This is a genomic window from Actinoplanes sp. NPDC051346 (assembly GCF_040682215.1).
GTDB lineage: Bacteria > Actinomycetota > Actinomycetes > Mycobacteriales > Micromonosporaceae > Actinoplanes.
Genome location: NZ_JBFBAJ010000002.1, coordinates 802,049 through 820,161, shown reverse-complemented (window position 1 = coordinate 820,161; position 18,113 = coordinate 802,049). Strand labels below are relative to the sequence as shown.

Sequence of the window (18,113 nt, the reverse complement as noted above, 5' to 3'; positions counted from 1 at the left end):
TACGACCTGCTCACCGATCCGTACCGGTGGCACGAACCGTTATGGTTCCGAAACTCTGGGAGGTCACCATGCGTCGCGCCACCGCCCTCGCCGCCCTTGTCCTCGCTACCCTCTGGATCGCCGCGCCCGCGCAGGCGTTCGCGCACAACGCCGTACACAACAGCACCCTGCACGCGGTCCTCGACGGCCTCACCCTCGCCGTCGCCACCGCCCCGATCTGGACCGCCCTGCTCTGGCGCGGGCGCCGCCGCTGGCGGCTCGCCGCACTGGTCACTCTCGTGCAGCTACCCGTGGCCGTGATCGGCTTCCTGCCGATCCTCACCCGTGGCTGCACCTGAGCCTGTCCGTCCTCGCGCTCGCCCTGACCGGCGCTTCCCTGTACCTGGTACGCCGCGACCCCCACCCGGCCCGAACCACTCGAGCTTCTTGGGATCTGGACGGTGGAATCGATACCGACCTCGGCATGGCTTCGACGGTGGGAGTTGATCGTGTCCGCGGGTGCGCTGCCGGCCGAGCCGACCTTTACCTAGTCGCCGGCGAGGTGAGCGTGTTGGACGCGGTCCGCCCTGAGGGAAGTGTTCGGTACTAGCGTCGCACCGCGACAACGGTGGGGGCGGCGTTAACACGGCGCTGGTGACGGGCTCTCAGGCTTGCAGATCGCGGCGGTGGTAGCCGGCCGCGCCGATCGTCACACATGCGGCGGCTACCGCGGTCATGACCGCCGCTGCGGGCAGGTTGGGGGCGGTGGCCGGGACCCCATCGAGGTGCGCGAACGGTGACAGTGCGCCGATCCAGGAGGGTGCGTTGATGCTGTCGGCGATGACCTGCCACAGGAAACCGCCTGCGGCGGGCAGGGCACCGATGCCTGCGACGGCGCGCGGGGTCCAGCCGAGGGCCAGGACGGCGGCGCCGAGGCAGAGCAGCACGACCGGTACGACGTTGAACGCGCCGGCGAGGGCGTCGACGAGCGTAAGACCGGCGCCGACCGTGGTCGTGCCGGCCCAGACGGCGACGGCTGCCACGGTGACGAGGATGAGGGCGGCGCCGCTGGCGGCGACGGCCTCGGCGGCCAACAGCCGTACGCGGGTGACCGGGGCCGCGAACAGCAGCGTCAGCCGCCGGGCGTTCTCATCGGCAGCGACGGCCGCGAGCAGCACGGCGACGAACACTCCGACCGCGACGGCGAGCAACGCGAACAGGGTGGCCACGTAGCCCTCGACCGTGCCGAGCGCAAAGCCGGCTTGGGCTGCCGACTTCGCGAACTGCGGGTTGGTGGTGAGGAAGTCGGTCATGGAGCGGGCGATCAGTCCGATGAGCAGGAAGTATGCGGCGATGCCGGCCACCCATCCGGCGAGTGGCCGCAGGGTGCGCCGTGCGGCGAAGGCATGGACAGAGCCGAGCAGGGTCGTGCGTGCCGGGCGGCCACCGGCGGTGGCGAGGACGGCGTCGCCGACGTCGCGGCGGGCGGCGAGCCGGCCGGTTAACGCCAGCAGGATCACCGCGGCGCATGCGAGTACCGCCACGGGAAGCACTCGGTTGGTGTCGAACGCTCGGATCAATGCCACCAGCCCGAACGGCGACAGCCAGCGCAGCCATGCCAGAGCGGGCACGCCGTCGCCGACCATCCGGGTGAGCAGGCCGAGAACCAGCACGGCGGCTGCGGCGCCGTTGGCGGCCGACCGGCCGGGAAACAGTTGCGCGGTGAGCCCACCGACGGCGACGAAGAAGAACCCGGCCATGGCCAGGCCGGCGCCGTGCAGCAGCGATCCGGTGACACCCGCGCCGGCGGCGATCATCGCGGCAGCGGTCGCCGCGCCGGCCACGAGCGGGACGACCGCGAGGACTTCGAGGTGACGGCGGACGGTGTCGGTGAGGGTGGTGCGGCCGGACAGCAGCAGGTGCCAGCGGCCGGCGTCCTCCTCGCCGCGGGTGATCCTGGTGGCGGCCAGGCTCGACCACACGCCGAGGAGGACAGTCAGGACGGCGCCGGTACGCCACACGGTGAAGCCGCCCGCCTCATCCAGCGCGACGGGTTCGCCGAACAGGGTACGGATCGCCGGGTTGCGCGCCAGCGCTACGAGTGCGGTCGGGTCCAGCGCCTGGGCAGAGTACATGGCCACGACCAGCGCGGACATGCCGGCGCAGATGGCGGTGACGACCAGCGCGCCCCGGACGATCTGCCGCGCCGCGAGCGCGGCCAGCACGCGGCCCGGGACCGCCTCGGTGGTGGTGGCGCTCATCGGGCGTCCTGGCCGTAGTAGGCGAGGAAGATCTCCTCCAGGCTGGGCTCACGGACCGCGATCGCCACCGCGTCAGCGTCGGCGAGCGCGCGCAACGCCGCCGCGGGCGAGCCGTTCAGGGTGAACCGCACGCTGGCCGCGCCGTCAGGGTGGTACCCGGCGACGCCCGCGACGCCGGACAGGTCCGGTGGCGTGCCGGCGAAGGTGGCGGTCACCTCGGTGCGGTGCAGCCGGCGCAGCGCCGCCACCGATGCCACCTCGATCAGCGTGCCAGCGCGCAGGATAGCGACGCGGTCGCAGACGGCCTCAACCTCGGCGAGCTGGTGGGAGGAGAGGAACACGGTCTGCCCGTTGTCGCGCGCGGCGGTAACCGCGCGCCGGAACTCGAGTTCCATCAGCGGATCCAGGCCGCTGGTCGGCTCGTCGAGCACCAGCAGCGGCGCCCGGGTGGCGAACGCCGCGACCAGGGCCACCTTCTGCCGGTTGCCGGTGGAGTACGTACCGGCTGGCTTGGACACGTCCAGCGCGAACCGTTCCACAAGTTCGTCGCGGTAGGCCGCGTCGATGCCGGGGCCGACACGGGCGAGCAGGTCGAGGACCTCAGCGCCGGTCATCCGCGGCCACAGCGCCACATCCGCTGGCACATAAGCCAACCGGCGGTGCGCGACGCCAACATCCGCGGCGTCGGTGTCGAAGATCCACGCCCGGCCGGTGGTGGGTCGGGCCAGGCCGAGCAGTAACCGGATCGTGGTCGACTTCCCGGCGCCGTTCGGGCCCAGGAAGCCGAATACCTCGCCCGCGGCTACGTGCAGGGTGAGGTCGTCGACGGCGCACAGGCGCCCGTATCGCTTGGACAAGTTTTCGGTGCGCACCGCGGCAACGCCCATCGCCAGCCTCCAGGAACGGACAGCACGGATAGAACTGCCGACCAGACTTCCCGGCGCACCTGAGCTGACCGTACTCCCGACCGCCACCGCGCGGAAGACATTCCTGCCCGCGATCCCGGCTGGGCAAGGACACGGACGCGAAGCGTTCAGCGGTCGCGGTCGGCTTCGTACACGTCGGGGATGCCGTCGCGGTCGGCGTCGACGCTCTCGGCGGCGTGGATACGCCGGTACACCGCGTTGCGCAGGCGCAGCACGATGCTGGCCAGCAGCGCGGCCAGCAGGGAGCCGGTCAGCACGGCGACCTTGACATGGTCCTCGCGGGGACTGCCGGTGCCGAACGCGAGCTCGCCGATGAGCAGGGAGACGGTGAAGCCGAGACCGCCGAGCATGGCTAGGCCGATGACGTCGGCCCAGGACAGTCCCTCGTCGAGGTTGGCGCGGGTGAACCGGGCCACCAGCCACGTCGCCGCGGTGATCCCGATGGTCTTACCCACGACCAGACCGGCCATGATGCCAACCGCCACCGAGTCGGTGAGAGATGCGCCGAGGCCGCTGAACCCACCGATGGTCACCCCAGCGGACAACAGCGCGAACACCGGCACAGCAAAGCCGGACGACAACGGCCGGAACCGGTGCTCGAAATGCTCGGCCAATCCCGGCCCGGCGTCCGGACCACCCGACTTCTCACTACGCACGACCGGCACGGTAAACGCCAGCAACACGCCCGCGACGGTGGCGTGCACGCCGGAGGCGTGCATCAACACCCACGTCGCGGCGGCCAGCGGCAGCAACAACCACCAGGAACGGACCCGCCGCTGCACCAACACGCCGAACACGGCCAGCGGCAGCAACATCCCCAGCAGAGGCAGCACCGACAACTGCGCCGTATAGAACACCGCGATGATCAAAATGGCGATCAGGTCATCCACCACGGCCAGGGTCAGCAGGAACGTGCGCAGCGCCGCGGGCAGGTGCCGGCCGACCACGGCCAAGACAGCGAGCGCGAAGGCGATGTCGGTGGCGGTCGGGATGGCCCAGCCGCGTAAAGCGCCGTCGCCGGTGCCGAGGTTGAGCGCCGTGTAGATCAACGCCGGGACGATCACTCCTCCGACGGCGGCGGCGACCGGGACGGCCGCTCGTCGCGGGTCGCGGAGGTCTCCGGCGACGAACTCGCGCTTGAGTTCCAGTCCCGCCACGAAGAAGAAGATCGCCAGCAGCCCGTCGGCGGCCCACGTCGCCAAACTCAAATCCAAGTGCCAGGCCGCTGGCCCGACCTTGAAATCCCGCAGCGCCTCATACCCCGACGCCCACGGCGAATTCGCCCACACCAGCGCCGCCACCGCCGCCGCCAGCAGCAACGCACCGCCGATGGTCTCCTGACGCAGCACCGCCGCGATGCGCCGCGCCTCCAGCCACGAACCACGCCGGAACAGGGACGTGCGGGAACCGTCAGTCACTTCGGTGCTCACTTTCGGAGTCGGGCCAGCCACTGCCGACCAGACTTCCCGGCGCACCTGACCCCACCCTAACCCAGCACCAACGACCCACCCGGTTAATGACGTGCGTGGTAGCTGATGCCGGGGCACTCCTTCTTGACCGGCGACTGGCCTGGCGGAAGTAGAACTGCGACCGTAGGCTCCGTCGTGCCTTGCCACAGGGGCAGCAATTTGAGGCGGCAACTTCCTACTCCCGAACCTCCATGGCGGCTTGTCATTAGTTGTCAGAACCTCTTCTTGCCGACCCACACCCTCCCGGACTTGTCATTGATCTCGAAACTGGGCACGATCCTCGGCGCGAGAACTGGGGTGCCCCGGTCGGTAGGTCGAGGACCGAAGTCGTCTGCTGACGGCCCCGCCGTTCGGTGGGGCCATCAGCGTGTTGCGCGGGTTGAGCCTCTGGTCTTGTCGGTAAGTGTTGGGGCCACGTGTCTGCGAATCGGACGCCACGGCTTCTCGGCCGTTCTCGTCGTCCGTGAAATTCGGACCACCGTCAGTGGGGCGTCTCAGATGGTCGCGTGGCGCCAAACCTTGACCGACGACAGGACGAGAAGGAGGGCCAGTCCGGGTATGAGGATGGCCTCGGGAACGACGCCGAGCAGCAACCCGCCGAGCACGGTTCCGGCGATGGAGCCGAGCGCGAGGACGATGCCGAGGCGGGCGTGGCGCTGCAGCACGGTAAAGCTGCCGTCGCGGCTGTAGCGGGCGAACGCGACCAGCATGGTGGGTAGCGACACGGCGAGCGAGAGACTACCGGCGACTTTGATGTCGACGCCGAAGAGCAGCACGATCGTCGGAATGAGCAGCTCACCGCCGGCGACGCCCATGATCGCGGCGACAACGCCGATGAAGAACCCGGTGGCAACTCCGGCTATGAGGGTCGCGGCGGTGGGCATGTCGACGTGGTGCAGGGTGCCGACGTGGTTGGCGATCAGTGCGGCAGCGATGAGCACGAGCAGCACGGCCAGCACGCTGTAGAGGGTGGAGGAACGCATCCGGGTGGCCCAAGACGCGACGTTGCTGCGATCGTGTCACAGTCGGTGGAATGCGTGCTCGAGCGGGTCAGATCCGGTCATCACCAGGACCTGGTGGTCACGCCGTCCAGTTCGCGGATCGCGTTGCGGTTCTCGGTGGCCAGGATCGTGAGCATTCGTTCGGCCTCGTCGAGGCTGGCGTGCTTGCCGACCGAGGCGGACTCGGCCACGAACGGCGACTCCAGCCACAGCTTTCCGTTCTCCCAGCGCATCTGCACGATGCCGGCTTCGTGCATGGCTGACAGCCACGAGTCCGTCCGGGTGGGCAGCCGCCGCACGACGGCGAGTATCTCAGGCAAGCTCATCGGCCGTCCGGCGATCTGCTGCGGGCCGGTCGGCATGCACTGGTAGGTGACCTCGATCAACCCCGTCTCGCCGGGCACCTCACCTTCGTCTTCCGCACCTTCGTCTTCCGCGCCGAGAAGCCGCAAACCCTCGAAGCGGCCCGCCTCCCGGCCATCGTCGCTGATCAGACGGTGCCTCTCCCGCCGGATCGTCACGGTCCGTTCACCGTCGTCGACCCGCACGCTCGTATCGTCGGGCAGCCAGGGCAGCTCGATCGCGGCGAGCGCCCCCACCGACATCGGCGGAAAGACCATGTGCCGGTCAGGAACGAACTGCACTTCCACGGTAGGGCCGGGCTCAGCGCCCACCGGGAAGGCGGCCATCCGGCCGTACCGGCGTTTCGCCCAGCGCAGCCGGACGTGAATGCGCTGGGCGGCGTCGCCGCTCCAGTCCACCTCCAAGCCTTCTGCGCGCAGGGCGGCCACGACCTCCTCGCCGACCTGCGCGTCACCGATCTGCTTGTCGAAGGAGCCGTACGCCAGCCACAGGCTCCCGCCCTGAGCGGCCCGTTCGGCGTCCTGTCCGTGGTAGAAGACGTATCCGCGAGCCGGCGTCCCTTTACCGACCTCGTCGCGGATCTCGCTGTGCCCGCATGACTGACAGCAGGCGAAATCCTCCCGGGCGACGATCCCCGCCATGTCGAGCGCGCGGAACGCGTCCGTGAGCCGGTCGCTGTCGGTCCGCGCAGGCCACCCCGCCTGGGCATCGAGGTGCGCGGCGAACTCGCGCGGCACGATCTCCCAGGCCAGCGCGTACAGGTCGGCGGGCTCACCCTCACCGTGCAGGTACTCCGCCGTGCCGGACACGATCATCCCGCACGTCATCAGGCCGCGGGCCACCTCACCACGCGCATACTCGGTCGCGGACTGCCGAAGGTCATCGGGTTGCATCGCGGCAAGATACCAACGTCCCAGCCAGGCCGCTCCGAAGCCGGTGCAGCTCTCCGCGCTCGGGGGCGCGTACCTGAACGAACCGAAGATTGTTCTCCTTGCGCTGGCCCCCGGTGAGCCAGAACAGTCCTCCCGCGCCGGTGCCACGCAGCTTGAGGATGCCGGCTTGCCGAGCCCCACGCTGAACGTCCGCTCCTCGGCGGATCTGGCTACTCAGGCGGCAGGACTCCACTCGCGGGGTGTGACGCCAGCGTTGCTCGGCGCGCACGGACGGCAGCAGATGAATGCGCCCACGTCGGGTAATCGGTACCCAACTGGGCTGGACCCGCTTTCATGGCGCTGGCGCAAGCCGGTGAGCTGCGTAAACAGGGAGCTGTGGGCTACCGTGTGGCGCGCCGGCGAGGCCGTCGACGGACGCATGCCGCTACGCCGGGGGTGAACACGTGGCGGCAGTCATTGTTTCCGCGTTATCGGGGACGGACCGCAACGACATCGGGAGCGACTATGGCCGGCCGGGCAGCGACATTGGTTATCGGCCTTGCGTTGGTGCTGGCCGCCAGCGGCTGCGCCGGCACGGTAGTGGGTGATGGTCCGGTGGGGTCGCAGCGGTCCTCGGGGGCGCTGACCGTTCACTCACGCTGGGAGTCATGCGCCGCTGCCACCCCGGCGGACGGTTCTGACGGCGATGGCGGCCAGGATGCACTGGCGCTGCCTCGCATGGACGAGGGGTTCGAGCCGGTGGCCGCGGTCGTCTGCCGGGCCGGGCCGCAACAGCGGCCGAGCGGCGGCTTGGACCTGGTCGCTGTGGAGGACCGGGCGGATGACGTGACGGCACTGGTGAACGCCCTGCGACTGCCGGACGATAAGCCGACAGAGGGCGCTTGCACCCTGGATTTGCCGTTCGTTCCGTGGCTCGCGCTCCTGGATGGGAAGGGTAGGTGGGTGCGTCCCGGTGTTCCGATCGACGCTTGCCGCAAGCCACGTCACGAGTTCCGGACCGCGTACGAACAGCTGCGGACCAAACGCGTCACCACGCGCGTGCTGCGCGAAATTGAGTCGGACAAGGCCGCGGCCAGCGGGTGCAGCCAGGCATGGGCGGACATGGTGTGGGTGGCAGGTCAGTCAGGCGGCCATCAGGACAACACCCCTGGTCCCCTTCCGGCCGACGAGACGCAGGTGGGCGTCTGCGTCTATCGGGTTCCCCCGAGCGAGCAGGGCAGCGGGAAGCCCGCCGGTACGTTCCAGTCGGGTGGCAGGCTCACCGCGGGGCGATGGGCTGCGGTTAAGCGCGTGTTGACGGGCGCTGGTGTGGCCTCCGCATGCACCACGCCGAGCAGCCGCTTCGCCGTGCTGCACCTGCCCGCCGGGCTGATCTACGTGGAAGCCGACGGCTGCCGCCGGGTGCTGATCGAAGGCGGCACCGGCTCCGGCGTCATGCGCCAGGGCACGGCGGAACTGACGTCTCTGCTCTTCGATCAGTAAAACGGCCGATACCAGCAGCGCCGGACGCACCAGCGACCGCACATCCGTCGATGTTCCGCACCTCCGGACCGGTTCCGGACCTTGACGAGACCCACCTAAACAGAATGGGACGACCACACGACGTGAAGTCCTCTTAGGATTCATCCGGCGATCTGTTTGCGGGCTGCGATGGTGGCGGCAAGCATCATCTCATCGGCGCGCATCTCGGCGTCGTCGTCGCCGATGTTCACCCGGAGCCGGTGCCGGGAGGCGGCGAACCGATCCAGCCGGTCGAGGATCGGCCGTGCGTGCGAGCCCATGGCGGCCAAGACCGGTAGCGCTTTGCGTCCGTACAGGTCGTCGGACAGGTACTGCGGGAGTGCCTCGAGTAGTTCATCGGCTGCCGCCGGGCCTTCGTTGATCCACAGTGCGCCGGCCGTTTCCAGCTGCCCGAATCCGGGCTGCCGGAACAGGCTCCGCAGCTGTTTGTGTTGGCGGACGGTGAGCCCGCCGTGCTCGGCGAGCCAGGTCAGCAGCGTCGGTGCGATGCCTCCGCGGCGAAACTCCTCTGGCCGTTCGGCGAGGTACTGGTCGGCGACGGCCCGGTCCGACGTGATTCGGAGAAGGGCGAGCGTGGCGCCTTGCGTCGGGTACTGCCGCAGGAGCGGGACCGCGGCAGCGGCGGCCGGGCCGATCCGTCCCAGGACGTAGATCGCGCAGTCCGGAGTGTCGTTCTCGGCCCCTTCGAGCCGGGCGATGAGCTCCGGCACCGCGGCGGCTGCGGCCGGACCGAACGCGGCCAGCACCCGCATCGGCAGGCCCGGCGCGCACGAATCCGGCAGCGCGGCTAAGACTTGTCGGGCGGCGGCCACCGGCGCCTGCGGATCGGCGCCCGCTCGGGCAACCGCCCGGAACGCCTCAGCCAGGCGGGGTTCGTCGCCGCCCGCGAGCATCAGCCGGACCAGATGCGGCACCGCTCGGTGGTCGCCGACGCTGCCCAGCGCGGTGGCCGCCACCGCGCCGAGCTCAGCGTCGTCCAGCACGGTCGCGAGTCCGTCGGAGGCCAGCCGGGACGCCGTCAACGACGCCGCCACCGCGCGCAGCGCCGCGGACCGTAGCTCGGAAGGCTCCTCCCTCAGCAAAGCGGTCAGCATCGGCGTCAACCGGCCGGGCGCGGCGCGCCACTGACGCATCGCCGCGACCGCCATCCGTACGCCTTCGCGCCGGATCTGCGGGCTCTCGGCCGGGTCCACCAGCCGTTGCACCCAGGAGCAGCACTCCTCCTCCCGGTCGAGGCCGGTCAACACCCCCGCCCAGCGCTCACCCGCGGTCAGCAGAGGAGATCCTGGCGCGTCGAGGACACCGACGCAGGCTTCGAGATCGGCGTGGACCGCGGCGTCCAGCGTCGGCCAGGCCGCCGGGTCGTCTCTGCTGAAGACCGCGATGGTGGCCAACAGCCGGATGGCCGGGACGGAATCCGAGCGCAGGCGTTCCAGGACGGCTCGATGCCACGACGCCGGGGGTCGGATCAGAGCATCCACCAGGGCGATCCGGGCAACCGGATCGGACGAGGCGTTCAACGCCGCTATGGCGCGATCAGGTTCGGCGGTGTTCACCAGCAACGTCGCCGCGGTCCGTCGCACCTGCGGATCGACGTCTCTCAGCGCCAGCTCGGCGGCGTCTGCCACCAGAGGCCAGTCAGAGATCTGGAAGCTCAACTGGTGAAGTAACTCGAAAATCGTCCGCCGCGCCGAGAGACGGGGATCGGTGGTGAAGGTCAACAGGCGGCGGGTAAGCAGCCCGTCCCGATCGGCCTCGACCCAGTGGAAGATGTGTGACCGCACATCGCTACCGGGGACCAGGACGTCGCCCGAGACGATGCTCGCTTCCAACCAGCCCCAGTCGCCCAGAGGCAACACCAACGCTGGGCCGTTCACTCTGCGAGGCGCGAGGCGCCCTTTCCGAACGTCATGAACCTGATCATCGCTCACCACCATCCCGGCGCGCAACGTGATCAGGCATCCGCATCTCGGCAAGAGTTCACATCGGCGAGCCGAAAGGGAACACACGGCGCGTCACCTGGTACGACAGCCGGCGCGCCCGGACAGCGGCAGAGCGTGGTCGTTGAAAGGCGATACGTCATAGCCCATCGGTCGTATATTCCCGCCAAATGCTTGACCGCGTCATGCCTTCGGTCGGCAATGCAGGGGCCAAATCGTCATTCCCGGGTGCTGTGCAGTTGCCAGCGGACTGTCGTGGCGGTTGTGCCGGACAAATGCGTCGCATGGCGCCAACTACCCCCGCTCAATCTGCGGCGAGCCAATCCGGAGAGGTGCCATGAGATCCAGTAAAGCCCTGTTACTCGCCGCAGGCATGGTCACCGTTGCCGTACCGGGCGCCCTCGCGGCCATCCGTTACCAGCCTAACCAGGAGATCACGTCAACCGCCACCGTGGAAGACCGGTACGGGGCCGTCTACTACGACCTCAAGACGCGCCGCTGGGCCATCCTGAGCAACGCCACCCACCGCGGCCGGGGCCTCTCCGCAGTGTCCTGCTCTTCGCAGACCGGCATCCTCACCGTGGCGTTCACCCCGCTTGCGGCCGTCGGCACCTACACGGTCGATGAAGACGACGCGTACGCCGGCCGCTACGCCGCCGGCGCTGTGGCAGGTACCCGCAGCCTGGCGATCACCTTCCGGAAGGTGGGGTCGGGCTCACTCGTGCCCTGCGGCAGCGCCGCGCTGCGGATCGTCGATAGCAGCCTGCAAGTCTGGATCCGGGGCACAATCGCCAGCTCATCCGCCGCTCCGGCGCCGTCATCGGTTCCACCGGTGATCGTCGAGCCGTCGAGTCCGCCGGAGGTCGAACCACCCCCGCCGACCCCACCCTCGCTCCCTTCAAGCAGCAGGCCACCCGTGAATGGCTCGGTGCCCCCATCAATAGTCAGCCCGGAACCAGTTGACGAAGACGAGCCGCCTGGCACCTTCGGCTGACTCTGGAACCGCGAGGCCGCCGAATTGTTCGCGCAGCTGATCACGGGCGGTGTCCCTGTTCCTCGATGGTGACCGCGTGGCGGGGCGCCCCTGCCCGCCGACACGAGACGGACTGCGCCGCCATCCGCCACGACGTACCCGTTCCCGCAGAACTCGGGTGGTGGACATGGCGGCGTGCTGCTGGCCTTGGCCACCGCCAAAACCAGCCACTACGCCCGACAAGCACTCACATAACCCTGGAACCGTTGTCCCGCTAAAGCGCGAGCGCGTTGACACATTGACGGCTCAACATGCATAAGCTGTAATGATCCAACCTCCGGGACCAACCGTCGATGGTCGAATTTCTGCAGACCGCCACGGGCGGCGTCCAATCAGCTGTGCTGAGGTCGGAATAGGTCTCGATGATAGTGGTCCGGTCCCGCGAGAATTCTGTTAATCATCGCCCAGTGAAAGAAGACGGCAAGTGACCAAGAATACGCGTTCGACCGCACGCTTCCGACGGCTGCACTCGGCAGGGCTTACGCTGCTGCTGAGTGCCGTCGGGGCAGTGGCCGGCATGCCGAGACCCGCCGCCGCGGCCACCGCGACCTGCTCCTTTGTCCGCACGGTCTGCCTGTGGAGCCAGGCCGGCTACGGGGGTGATCGATTCACGGTTCAGGCCGCCGACCCCGCTACGGGAATCTGCGTCAATCTGACCAGTCATGGTTGGGGCGATGGACGGGGCAAGTCCGCCCGCAATACCGGTAACCAGATCGCCCGGCTCTACCGCACTCCAGACTGCACGTCGACGCCCTACCAGCTGATGCCGGGTGGTTCCTACAGCACCATCGATTTCGCCTCGAACAGCATCTTCGTCTACTAGACGAAAAGGTCTCCGGTAAAGGGTTCATCGACGAAGACGGACCCGAATACCGGAGACCTCGTGGCCACTTTAGCGGTAACGAGGCGGTTCGGCAGTTGATCGACAGGGTCAGCGTGGACTCCACCATCGCCCGGGCTCTCCCGAGCAAGACCGCAGGATGCCCGTCGTCTGGCCACAGGCTCTCGCGGCGGGCACCTACCCGCCTTCGCCCCTGATCTACCGGCAACGTCACGCCGTCAAGGGCGGCACCAGCCGCCTCGAACGACGCCGAGCCATGGCCACCAGGTTCGACAAACAGGGCCCGGGGGCCAGCCAGCGCCCGACCTCGAGATCCGGTCTCCCGGTGTCCACACCCGCGGGGACGTCCGGACCCGGTGTTGCGGAACCGCGCCGGCCATACGCCGGACTTCGGCTCCAATCGGATGATTTCTGTTCCGGAACAGGCGCGGCAGCGACCCATGACGATCCGATCTGAGCAGGGACTTCAATGATCGAATGGGCCGCTCCGCGGCGGTTGCTACCGTCGAGGGACCCGGTCGGCCGGCTTGACAGACTGTCAATAAACCAAGACCGTAACGAGGCGACTGCGGACGTCAGGCGGCATTCCGCGCGATTCTTCAGGCGAGGACATTACGGGTGCGCGGCCGTCGGCATTTCGGCGGGGGACGCATCGAGCGAGGCTCTGCGCGCCCTGTCGCCAGCGATGGAAACCTCTGCACGCACACCCGTCGGCGCACATTCAAAACGGCATCCGGCACGTCGGCAAGAAGCCCGACACTACGCCCGTAATACCTTGGCATGATCCATGGCTCATGGTTCGATGGATCAACTTCACCAATGCCCGGCCGCCCTTGCCGGTTGCTGAGTCGGCGCGCGCGTCAGCAACCGGTACGGCACCGTGAGAAGCCGAAGTACAACGGGGAGAAAGACGTCCATGAGCCGTTCCAGCGCCGTATCCAAGATCCTTAGAGAGATCGACGACGGTTCACCCGTCGCCATGCTGCCAGTGACGATGCTCGTCATCACCGACTCACCGCGACTTGACGGTGTGAATGATGATCATGCTCGCACCTTGGCGGAGATTCTCAGTGAGCTTCCGCCGATTGTCGTCCAACGCGGCTCCATGCGCGTGATCGACGGCTTACACCGGCTGCGTGCCGCCCAGTTCAATGGTGACGCCAGCATCGCTGCCCGGCTCGTCGACGACGACGACCACTCCGCGTACGTCCGTAGCGTGGTGTCGAACGTCAACCACGGCCTGCCGCTGTCTCTGGCCGACCGGCAGGCCGCCGCGGGTCGCATGATCACCATGTTTCCCGACTGGTCGGACCGGTTTCTCGGCCGGGTTACCGGCCTGTCCGGCAAGACGATCGGCGCCCTGCGCCGACGGCTCGGGCTGGCGGTCGCGCCGCAACGCACCGGTCAGGACGGGCGGGTCCGTCCGAGCCGTCCGGGTACGCACCACCAAGCGGTCAGCGAGATGCTGGCGCGCCGGCCCGAGGCGTCGTTGCGCGAGGTCGCCCGCGCCGTCGGCGTCTCGCCGAACACGGTGCGCAAGGTCCGAGAGCGGACCAGCCCGTCCCAGCCCGTCAACCACCGGCTCGGGGACAGTCCCGGTGTCCCGGCCGTCCCGGCGGCGCGGCAGGAGCCGGTGCTCGCCACCGTCGTCCACGACGAGGATCTGCTGGCGAACCTCAGCCGTGACCCTTCGCTGCGCTACACCGACGCCGGCCGGCGGCTTCTGCGGCTGCTGCACCACGAGTTCGGGACGGGCGTCGACGAAGGCGTGCTCGAAGCGCTGCCTCCGCACTGCCTGCCGGGGCTGGCACGGCTGGCTCGCAGCGCGGCCAGCCGCTGGGCCAGTCTGGCCGACATGGTGGAGGGTCACAGGCAGGTGCGGGCGCTGTGACCAGGCTGACGCGAGGTGGCGGGACCCTGGGCGAGCCCAGCGCCGCAGGGCCGATCGATCGCACAATCGCCGCTTCGCAAGGCCGGCGCGTGCGTCACGTCCCGACTCGCAAGACGGTCACCGCATCGTCGTCGTGGATGACGGCCGTGGGCCAGCGGGGTGCGAGCATGTCGCGGACATAGTCGGCATCTGCGACCAGGCCGATCCGTCGTTCGTTGTCGCCCACGACGTTTCTGGACATCGCCAGGAGAAGGGTGCCGGCAACCCGCAGGCTCTCCATCGCGAAGCGCGACAGGTCCACCGGATTGAGCACACGCCATAGGTCCATCCCGACGACGGTGGACAAGGACCCGTCCGGGTACGGGAGGAAGGTCCCCAGCAGGTGCAGGTTGTCGTCGCCGTGCGGCAGGCCATGGTCGAACACGACACGTCGGTGCCCGGAGTCGCGCACCGAGTCGATACCGCAGCCGATCCAGAGGTCCTCTCCGGAAGCCGGGATCAGGTCGGAGACGACTTTGGCCGCCGCATGGTCATACCGCTGCCCCAGATAGGCGATCGCTCGCTCGTAGTACGGCAGGGTCTGCGCTACCCGCAAATGGTTCGGGGGATGCTCCAGCAGTTCGACGTCGAAATGCCGGTGCTTTTCCTTGATATAAGCCAGCACCGCCTCGGTGCCGGCCCACTCCCGGTGCCAGTCGCGGAAGTGGGGCAAGTGGTAGCAGACGAGCTCGGGAGCGTACCGGAAGTGTCCCGGTTGCCGGTCGAAGTGCCGAAACGCCCGGTAGGCGAATTCATTGTCCTCGTATCCCCAGCCGACCAACGCCTCGTCAAAACCGCCGAGTTCGGCGAAGAGTCCGGCCGGCAGGGAGGTGTTGTGGGTGCACAGATACAGCCACGGGGTACGGGCGTAGAAGTCGTTGCCGGAATCAGTCAGTCCCCGGCAGTCGCGCTGGTCCTCCTCGAATGACAACGGTTCGGTGATCGGCTCGCCCCGGCTGAGGCGGGCGAAGTTCCACCAGCCCGTCTCGATGCGCCGACCGATGACCACGTCGTCGGAACGCTCGGCGAACCGACGGCGATGACCCGCCAGCAGGTCCGGTGGCGAATACGAGTCGGCGTCGAGGAAGAGGAGCTGCTCACCGCGGGCCAGCGCCGCACCCCTGTTGCGGGTGTACGCACGGCCGCGGTTCACCTCGTTGACGACCACTGTGACCGGCAGCCGCCCGGTGAAGGACCGCGCCACCGAGGCGGTGTGGTCGGTCGATCCGTCGTCGACCACGATGACCTCGAACTCGGCGGCGTCGAGGGTCTGCCGGATCAGCGACTCCAGCGTCCAGCGCAGACATGCCGGCTGATTGCGCACGGGAATGACTACGGAGAGATTCAAGAATATTCCTTTCCCTTGACGGGATCGCGCGGCGGATATCAGGTCAGATATCGGCTGGCGAAGACGGAATCGTATCGACCGACATTTTTTACCGTCAAGATTTGCCAACCGGCAAGTTATTTGCCGATGGCCGAAACGCCACAGGCATCTCGGCGCCGATCCAAGTAAAGCCGCTCGACCTGCGGCTAAACCTCTGTGCAACTGCGAAGATCTCCCAGTTGCACAGAGCTGCAGTAGACATCAACTGCCTGTTACCCTCCCGCCGGCACATCATTACCCACACGATCCCACGCCCATTCGCCAGCGCCGGAAAATCCGACTTCCACGTCGGTCCGACTCGTACGCCGCCGGCCGAGCAGGGAGAACAATGGAACTTGGAAACAGCCTTGCCACACTCCGGCGGATACGAGGCTGGACTCAGGAGGAACTAGCCGAGCGGTGCGGCCTCAGCGTTCGTACCATCCGCAACGTCGAACTTGGCCGAGTGGGCAGTCCCCGGCGTTCGTCGGTCTACCTGCTCCTGCGGGCACTCGATTTGAACGGCACGGAACGACGCTTCGACTCCCCCGCGGAGCCGCGCCGGTGGCGCGGATTACCACCGCCCCAGCACTCCGTCGTCGGTTTGAGCACCGAGCTGGAGGATCTGGCCCGGACTCTGCTGACCAGCCGGATCACCACGTTCTTCGGCCCGGGCGGGGTCGGTAAGACCAGGGTCGCCCTCGGCGTGGCCGCCGAGGTCGGGGCGTCGTTTCGCGACGGGGTCGCCGTGGTGGAACTCGGCGGCCTGCCGGCGGAATCCTCGGGAAGCGCCGCATCGATCGCCGCGGTCGTCGACCAGGTGTGGCCCATGTTCGACGCAGGGGTCGACGCCGCTCTGCCCCGCATGGACCGACACGCCCTGCTGATCCTGGACAACGCCGAGCATCTGCCCGCGGCGACAGCGGCGGCCGCCAAGGAATTGGTGAGCCGGTACCCGTCCCTGCACATTCTGATAACCAGCCGCCGCCCCCTCGCCGGGCGCCTGGGGATGAGCCGGGAGATCCGCCCGCTCGCCGTCGATGCGCTGGACGGCGACGACCCGGCCAGGGGACCCGCCGTGGAACTGCTGCTGCGCTGCGCCAGCGCCCACCCCGTGGCCGCCGCGAACGTCGCCGGCGAGCTGCCCGCGGTCATCGAGCTGTGCCGCCGCGCCGCTGGGCTCCCCCGCGTGATCGAGTTCTGCGCCGAGCGCCTGCGCACCATTCCGATCCGTTCACTGCTCGCCGCCGGACCCACCCTCGGGATGCTGCGGACCAGTGACCATTCGCTGTTGCCGCACCAGCGCTCGCTCGCCGCCAGCATCCGCTGGAGCATCGCACTGCTCACCGACCAGAACCGGGGGCTGCTGAGGCGCCTCGCCGACCTGCCGCCCACCCGCTTCGGGATCGACGACGTCCTGGCGGCCGGTGACACCCCGGCCGGTGAAGACCCGGCGTCGACGATGTGCCTGTTCTCCGATCTCGTGGACAGCGGCCTTCTCACCGCGTTCACCGACCGCCTCCACGAATACCGACTGCTGCCCTACGTACGAGAGGTCCTTCGTGCTGATTCCACGCCACAGCCCGAGTTGTCCCGGTAGATCGTCCATGTCTTCCCAGCGACCGATGGAGGCTCGGCTCCAGTGACTCCGACCGCTCGCCGCCATCTCTTGTCCCTGGCCGACCTGACCGCTGAGGAGCTGACCGGGCTGGTGCACCGGTCGACGTACCACGCCACCCACGAACGGCCTGCCGGGGTGGGACCACTCGCCGGCGCCGTAGCCGGTATCTACTTCCGCAAGACCTCGACGCGTACCCGAACCGCGTTCACCGTGGCCGCCCACCGGCTGGGCGCCCAGGTGATCTCTTTCGGCCCGAACGATCTACAGCTGACCACGGGCGAGTCGATCGCCGACACCGGGAAGGTGCTGTCCTCGATGCTGGATGCTCTGGTCGCGCGCACCGCGGGTGACCCCCTCGAACTGCGCACCATCGCCGCACAGGACTCCATGTCGGTTATCAACGCCATGACCAGCGACGAACATCCCACCCAGGCGATCGCCGACTTGTCGACGATGCTGACCGTCCGCGGCAGCCTCGACGGGCTTCGGGTCTGCTACCTCGGTGAGGGCAACAACACCGCCGCCGCGCTCGCGCTGGCCCTCGCCAAGCTGCCCGGGTCCGTTCTCCACCTGCGCACACCGCCCGGATACGGCGTACCCGCGGCAACGATCGCGGCGGCCCGGCGGCAAGCGGCACTTACCGGCGCTGTGATCGAGGAACGGCACGACGCCACCGCACTGCCCGCGAACGCCGACATCCTGTACACCACCCGGTGGCAGACCACCGGCACCACCAAACCCGATCCGGATTGGCGTGGGGTCTTCGAGCCGTTCCGGGTGACCGCCGCGATGCTCAAGGGCATGCCGGACGCGGTGTTCATGCATGACCTGCCGGCACACCGAGGTGAAGAGGTGGACGCCGAGGTGCTCGACGGCGAGCGGAGCATCGCCTTCGTGCAGGCGAGACATAAGCTGCACAGCGCCATGGCTGTGCTGGAGTGGGCCGTCCGCGGGGTGCGGTGAGCGGCG

14 protein-coding genes are annotated in these 18,113 nt (G+C 68.5%); 7 read left to right on the top strand and 7 right to left on the bottom strand.

Going from position 1 to position 18,113, the window contains the following annotated elements:
• Positions 1–68 precede the first annotated feature (68 nt).
• Positions 69–338, top strand: a complete 270-nt coding sequence (locus AB0M36_RS07900) for a hypothetical protein (RefSeq protein ID WP_364154046.1) — start codon at positions 69–71, stop codon at positions 336–338.
• A 306-nt stretch (positions 339–644) separates the two neighbouring features.
• Here AB0M36_RS07900 and AB0M36_RS07895 read toward each other — a convergent pair whose 3' ends face one another.
• From AB0M36_RS07895 to AB0M36_RS07875, 5 genes are all read right to left on the bottom strand, one after another.
• Entirely contained in the window at positions 645–2,240 is a 1,596-nt protein-coding gene (locus tag AB0M36_RS07895) for a hypothetical protein (RefSeq protein ID WP_364154043.1), read from the bottom strand.
• Entirely contained in the window at positions 2,237–3,127 is an 891-nt protein-coding gene (locus tag AB0M36_RS07890; RefSeq protein WP_364154040.1) for an ABC transporter ATP-binding protein, read from the bottom strand. The genes AB0M36_RS07895 and AB0M36_RS07890 overlap by 4 nt, the downstream gene beginning before the upstream one ends.
• A gap of 146 nt (positions 3,128–3,273) precedes the next feature.
• Entirely contained in the window at positions 3,274–4,584 is a 1,311-nt protein-coding gene (nhaA, locus tag AB0M36_RS07885; protein WP_364154037.1) for a Na+/H+ antiporter NhaA, read from the bottom strand.
• 545 nt (positions 4,585–5,129) lie between these two features.
• A complete protein-coding gene (locus AB0M36_RS07880) occupies positions 5,130–5,618 on the bottom strand; it encodes a sulfite exporter TauE/SafE family protein (RefSeq protein ID WP_364154034.1) in 489 nt (162 codons plus the stop codon).
• A gap of 80 nt (positions 5,619–5,698) precedes the next feature.
• A complete protein-coding gene (locus tag AB0M36_RS07875; protein ID WP_364154032.1) occupies positions 5,699–6,892 on the bottom strand; it encodes a hypothetical protein in 1,194 nt (397 codons plus the stop codon).
• A 504-nt stretch (positions 6,893–7,396) separates the two neighbouring features.
• Here AB0M36_RS07875 and AB0M36_RS07870 point away from each other — a divergent pair.
• Positions 7,397–8,374 (top strand): hypothetical protein, encoded by a 978-nt coding sequence (locus AB0M36_RS07870; protein ID WP_364154029.1) that lies wholly within the window; start codon positions 7,397–7,399, stop codon positions 8,372–8,374.
• A gap of 140 nt (positions 8,375–8,514) precedes the next feature.
• On the opposite strand, the gene AB0M36_RS07865 is transcribed toward AB0M36_RS07870, so the two are convergent.
• Positions 8,515–10,275: a hypothetical protein gene (locus tag AB0M36_RS07865; RefSeq protein WP_364154026.1), complete on the bottom strand. Its 1,761-nt coding sequence runs from the start codon at positions 10,273–10,275 to the stop codon at positions 8,515–8,517.
• A 415-nt stretch (positions 10,276–10,690) separates the two neighbouring features.
• On the opposite strand from AB0M36_RS07865, the gene AB0M36_RS07860 reads away from it, so the two are divergent.
• The 3 genes from AB0M36_RS07860 (at position 10,691) to AB0M36_RS07850 (ending at position 14,118) form a co-directional block, all read left to right on the top strand.
• On the top strand, positions 10,691–11,347 hold the full coding sequence (locus AB0M36_RS07860) for a hypothetical protein (RefSeq protein WP_364154023.1): 657 nt from the start codon (positions 10,691–10,693) through the stop codon (positions 11,345–11,347).
• A 463-nt stretch (positions 11,348–11,810) separates the two neighbouring features.
• Entirely contained in the window at positions 11,811–12,209 is a 399-nt protein-coding gene (locus AB0M36_RS07855; RefSeq protein WP_364154020.1) for a peptidase inhibitor family I36 protein, read from the top strand.
• Positions 12,210–13,143: 934 nt separating this feature from the next.
• Positions 13,144–14,118 carry a ParB/RepB/Spo0J family partition protein gene (locus tag AB0M36_RS07850; protein WP_364154017.1) on the top strand — a complete coding sequence of 325 codons (975 nt, stop codon included), beginning with the start codon at positions 13,144–13,146 and terminating at the stop codon, positions 14,116–14,118.
• A 94-nt stretch (positions 14,119–14,212) separates the two neighbouring features.
• Here AB0M36_RS07850 and AB0M36_RS07845 read toward each other — a convergent pair whose 3' ends face one another.
• Positions 14,213–15,505, bottom strand: a complete 1,293-nt coding sequence (locus AB0M36_RS07845) for a glycosyltransferase family 2 protein (RefSeq protein WP_364154015.1) — start codon at positions 15,503–15,505, stop codon at positions 14,213–14,215.
• A gap of 367 nt (positions 15,506–15,872) precedes the next feature.
• Here AB0M36_RS07845 and AB0M36_RS07840 point away from each other — a divergent pair, with 367 nt between their 5' ends.
• Both AB0M36_RS07840 and AB0M36_RS07835 read left to right on the top strand, forming a co-directional pair.
• On the top strand, positions 15,873–17,123 hold the full coding sequence (locus AB0M36_RS07840) for a helix-turn-helix domain-containing protein (protein ID WP_364154012.1): 1,251 nt from the start codon (positions 15,873–15,875) through the stop codon (positions 17,121–17,123).
• Between the two features lie 42 nt (positions 17,124–17,165).
• Positions 17,166–18,107, top strand: coding sequence for an ornithine carbamoyltransferase (locus AB0M36_RS07835; RefSeq protein WP_364154009.1), 942 nt, complete (start codon positions 17,166–17,168; stop codon positions 18,105–18,107).
• Positions 18,108–18,113: the final 6 nt, after the last annotated feature.

Excerpts from the sequence above, each read along its gene's own strand:
- AB0M36_RS07900 (WP_364154046.1), top strand. The coding sequence starts at position 69 with ATGCGTCGCGCCACCGCCCTCGCCGCCCTTGTCCTCGCTACCCTCTGG.
- AB0M36_RS07895 (WP_364154043.1), bottom strand. The coding sequence starts at position 2,240 with ATGAGCGCCACCACCACCGAGGCGGTCCCGGGCCGCGTGCTGGCCGCG.
- AB0M36_RS07890 (WP_364154040.1), bottom strand. The coding sequence starts at position 3,127 with ATGGGCGTTGCCGCGGTGCGCACCGAAAACTTGTCCAAGCGATACGGG.
- AB0M36_RS07880 (WP_364154034.1), bottom strand. The coding sequence starts at position 5,618 with ATGCGTTCCTCCACCCTCTACAGCGTGCTGGCCGTGCTGCTCGTGCTC.
- AB0M36_RS07875 (WP_364154032.1), bottom strand. The coding sequence starts at position 6,892 with ATGCAACCCGATGACCTTCGGCAGTCCGCGACCGAGTATGCGCGTGGT.
- AB0M36_RS07870 (WP_364154029.1), top strand. The coding sequence starts at position 7,397 with ATGGCCGGCCGGGCAGCGACATTGGTTATCGGCCTTGCGTTGGTGCTG.
- AB0M36_RS07860 (WP_364154023.1), top strand. The coding sequence starts at position 10,691 with ATGAGATCCAGTAAAGCCCTGTTACTCGCCGCAGGCATGGTCACCGTT.
- AB0M36_RS07850 (WP_364154017.1), top strand. The coding sequence starts at position 13,144 with ATGAGCCGTTCCAGCGCCGTATCCAAGATCCTTAGAGAGATCGACGAC.
- AB0M36_RS07840 (WP_364154012.1), top strand. The coding sequence starts at position 15,873 with ATGGAACTTGGAAACAGCCTTGCCACACTCCGGCGGATACGAGGCTGG.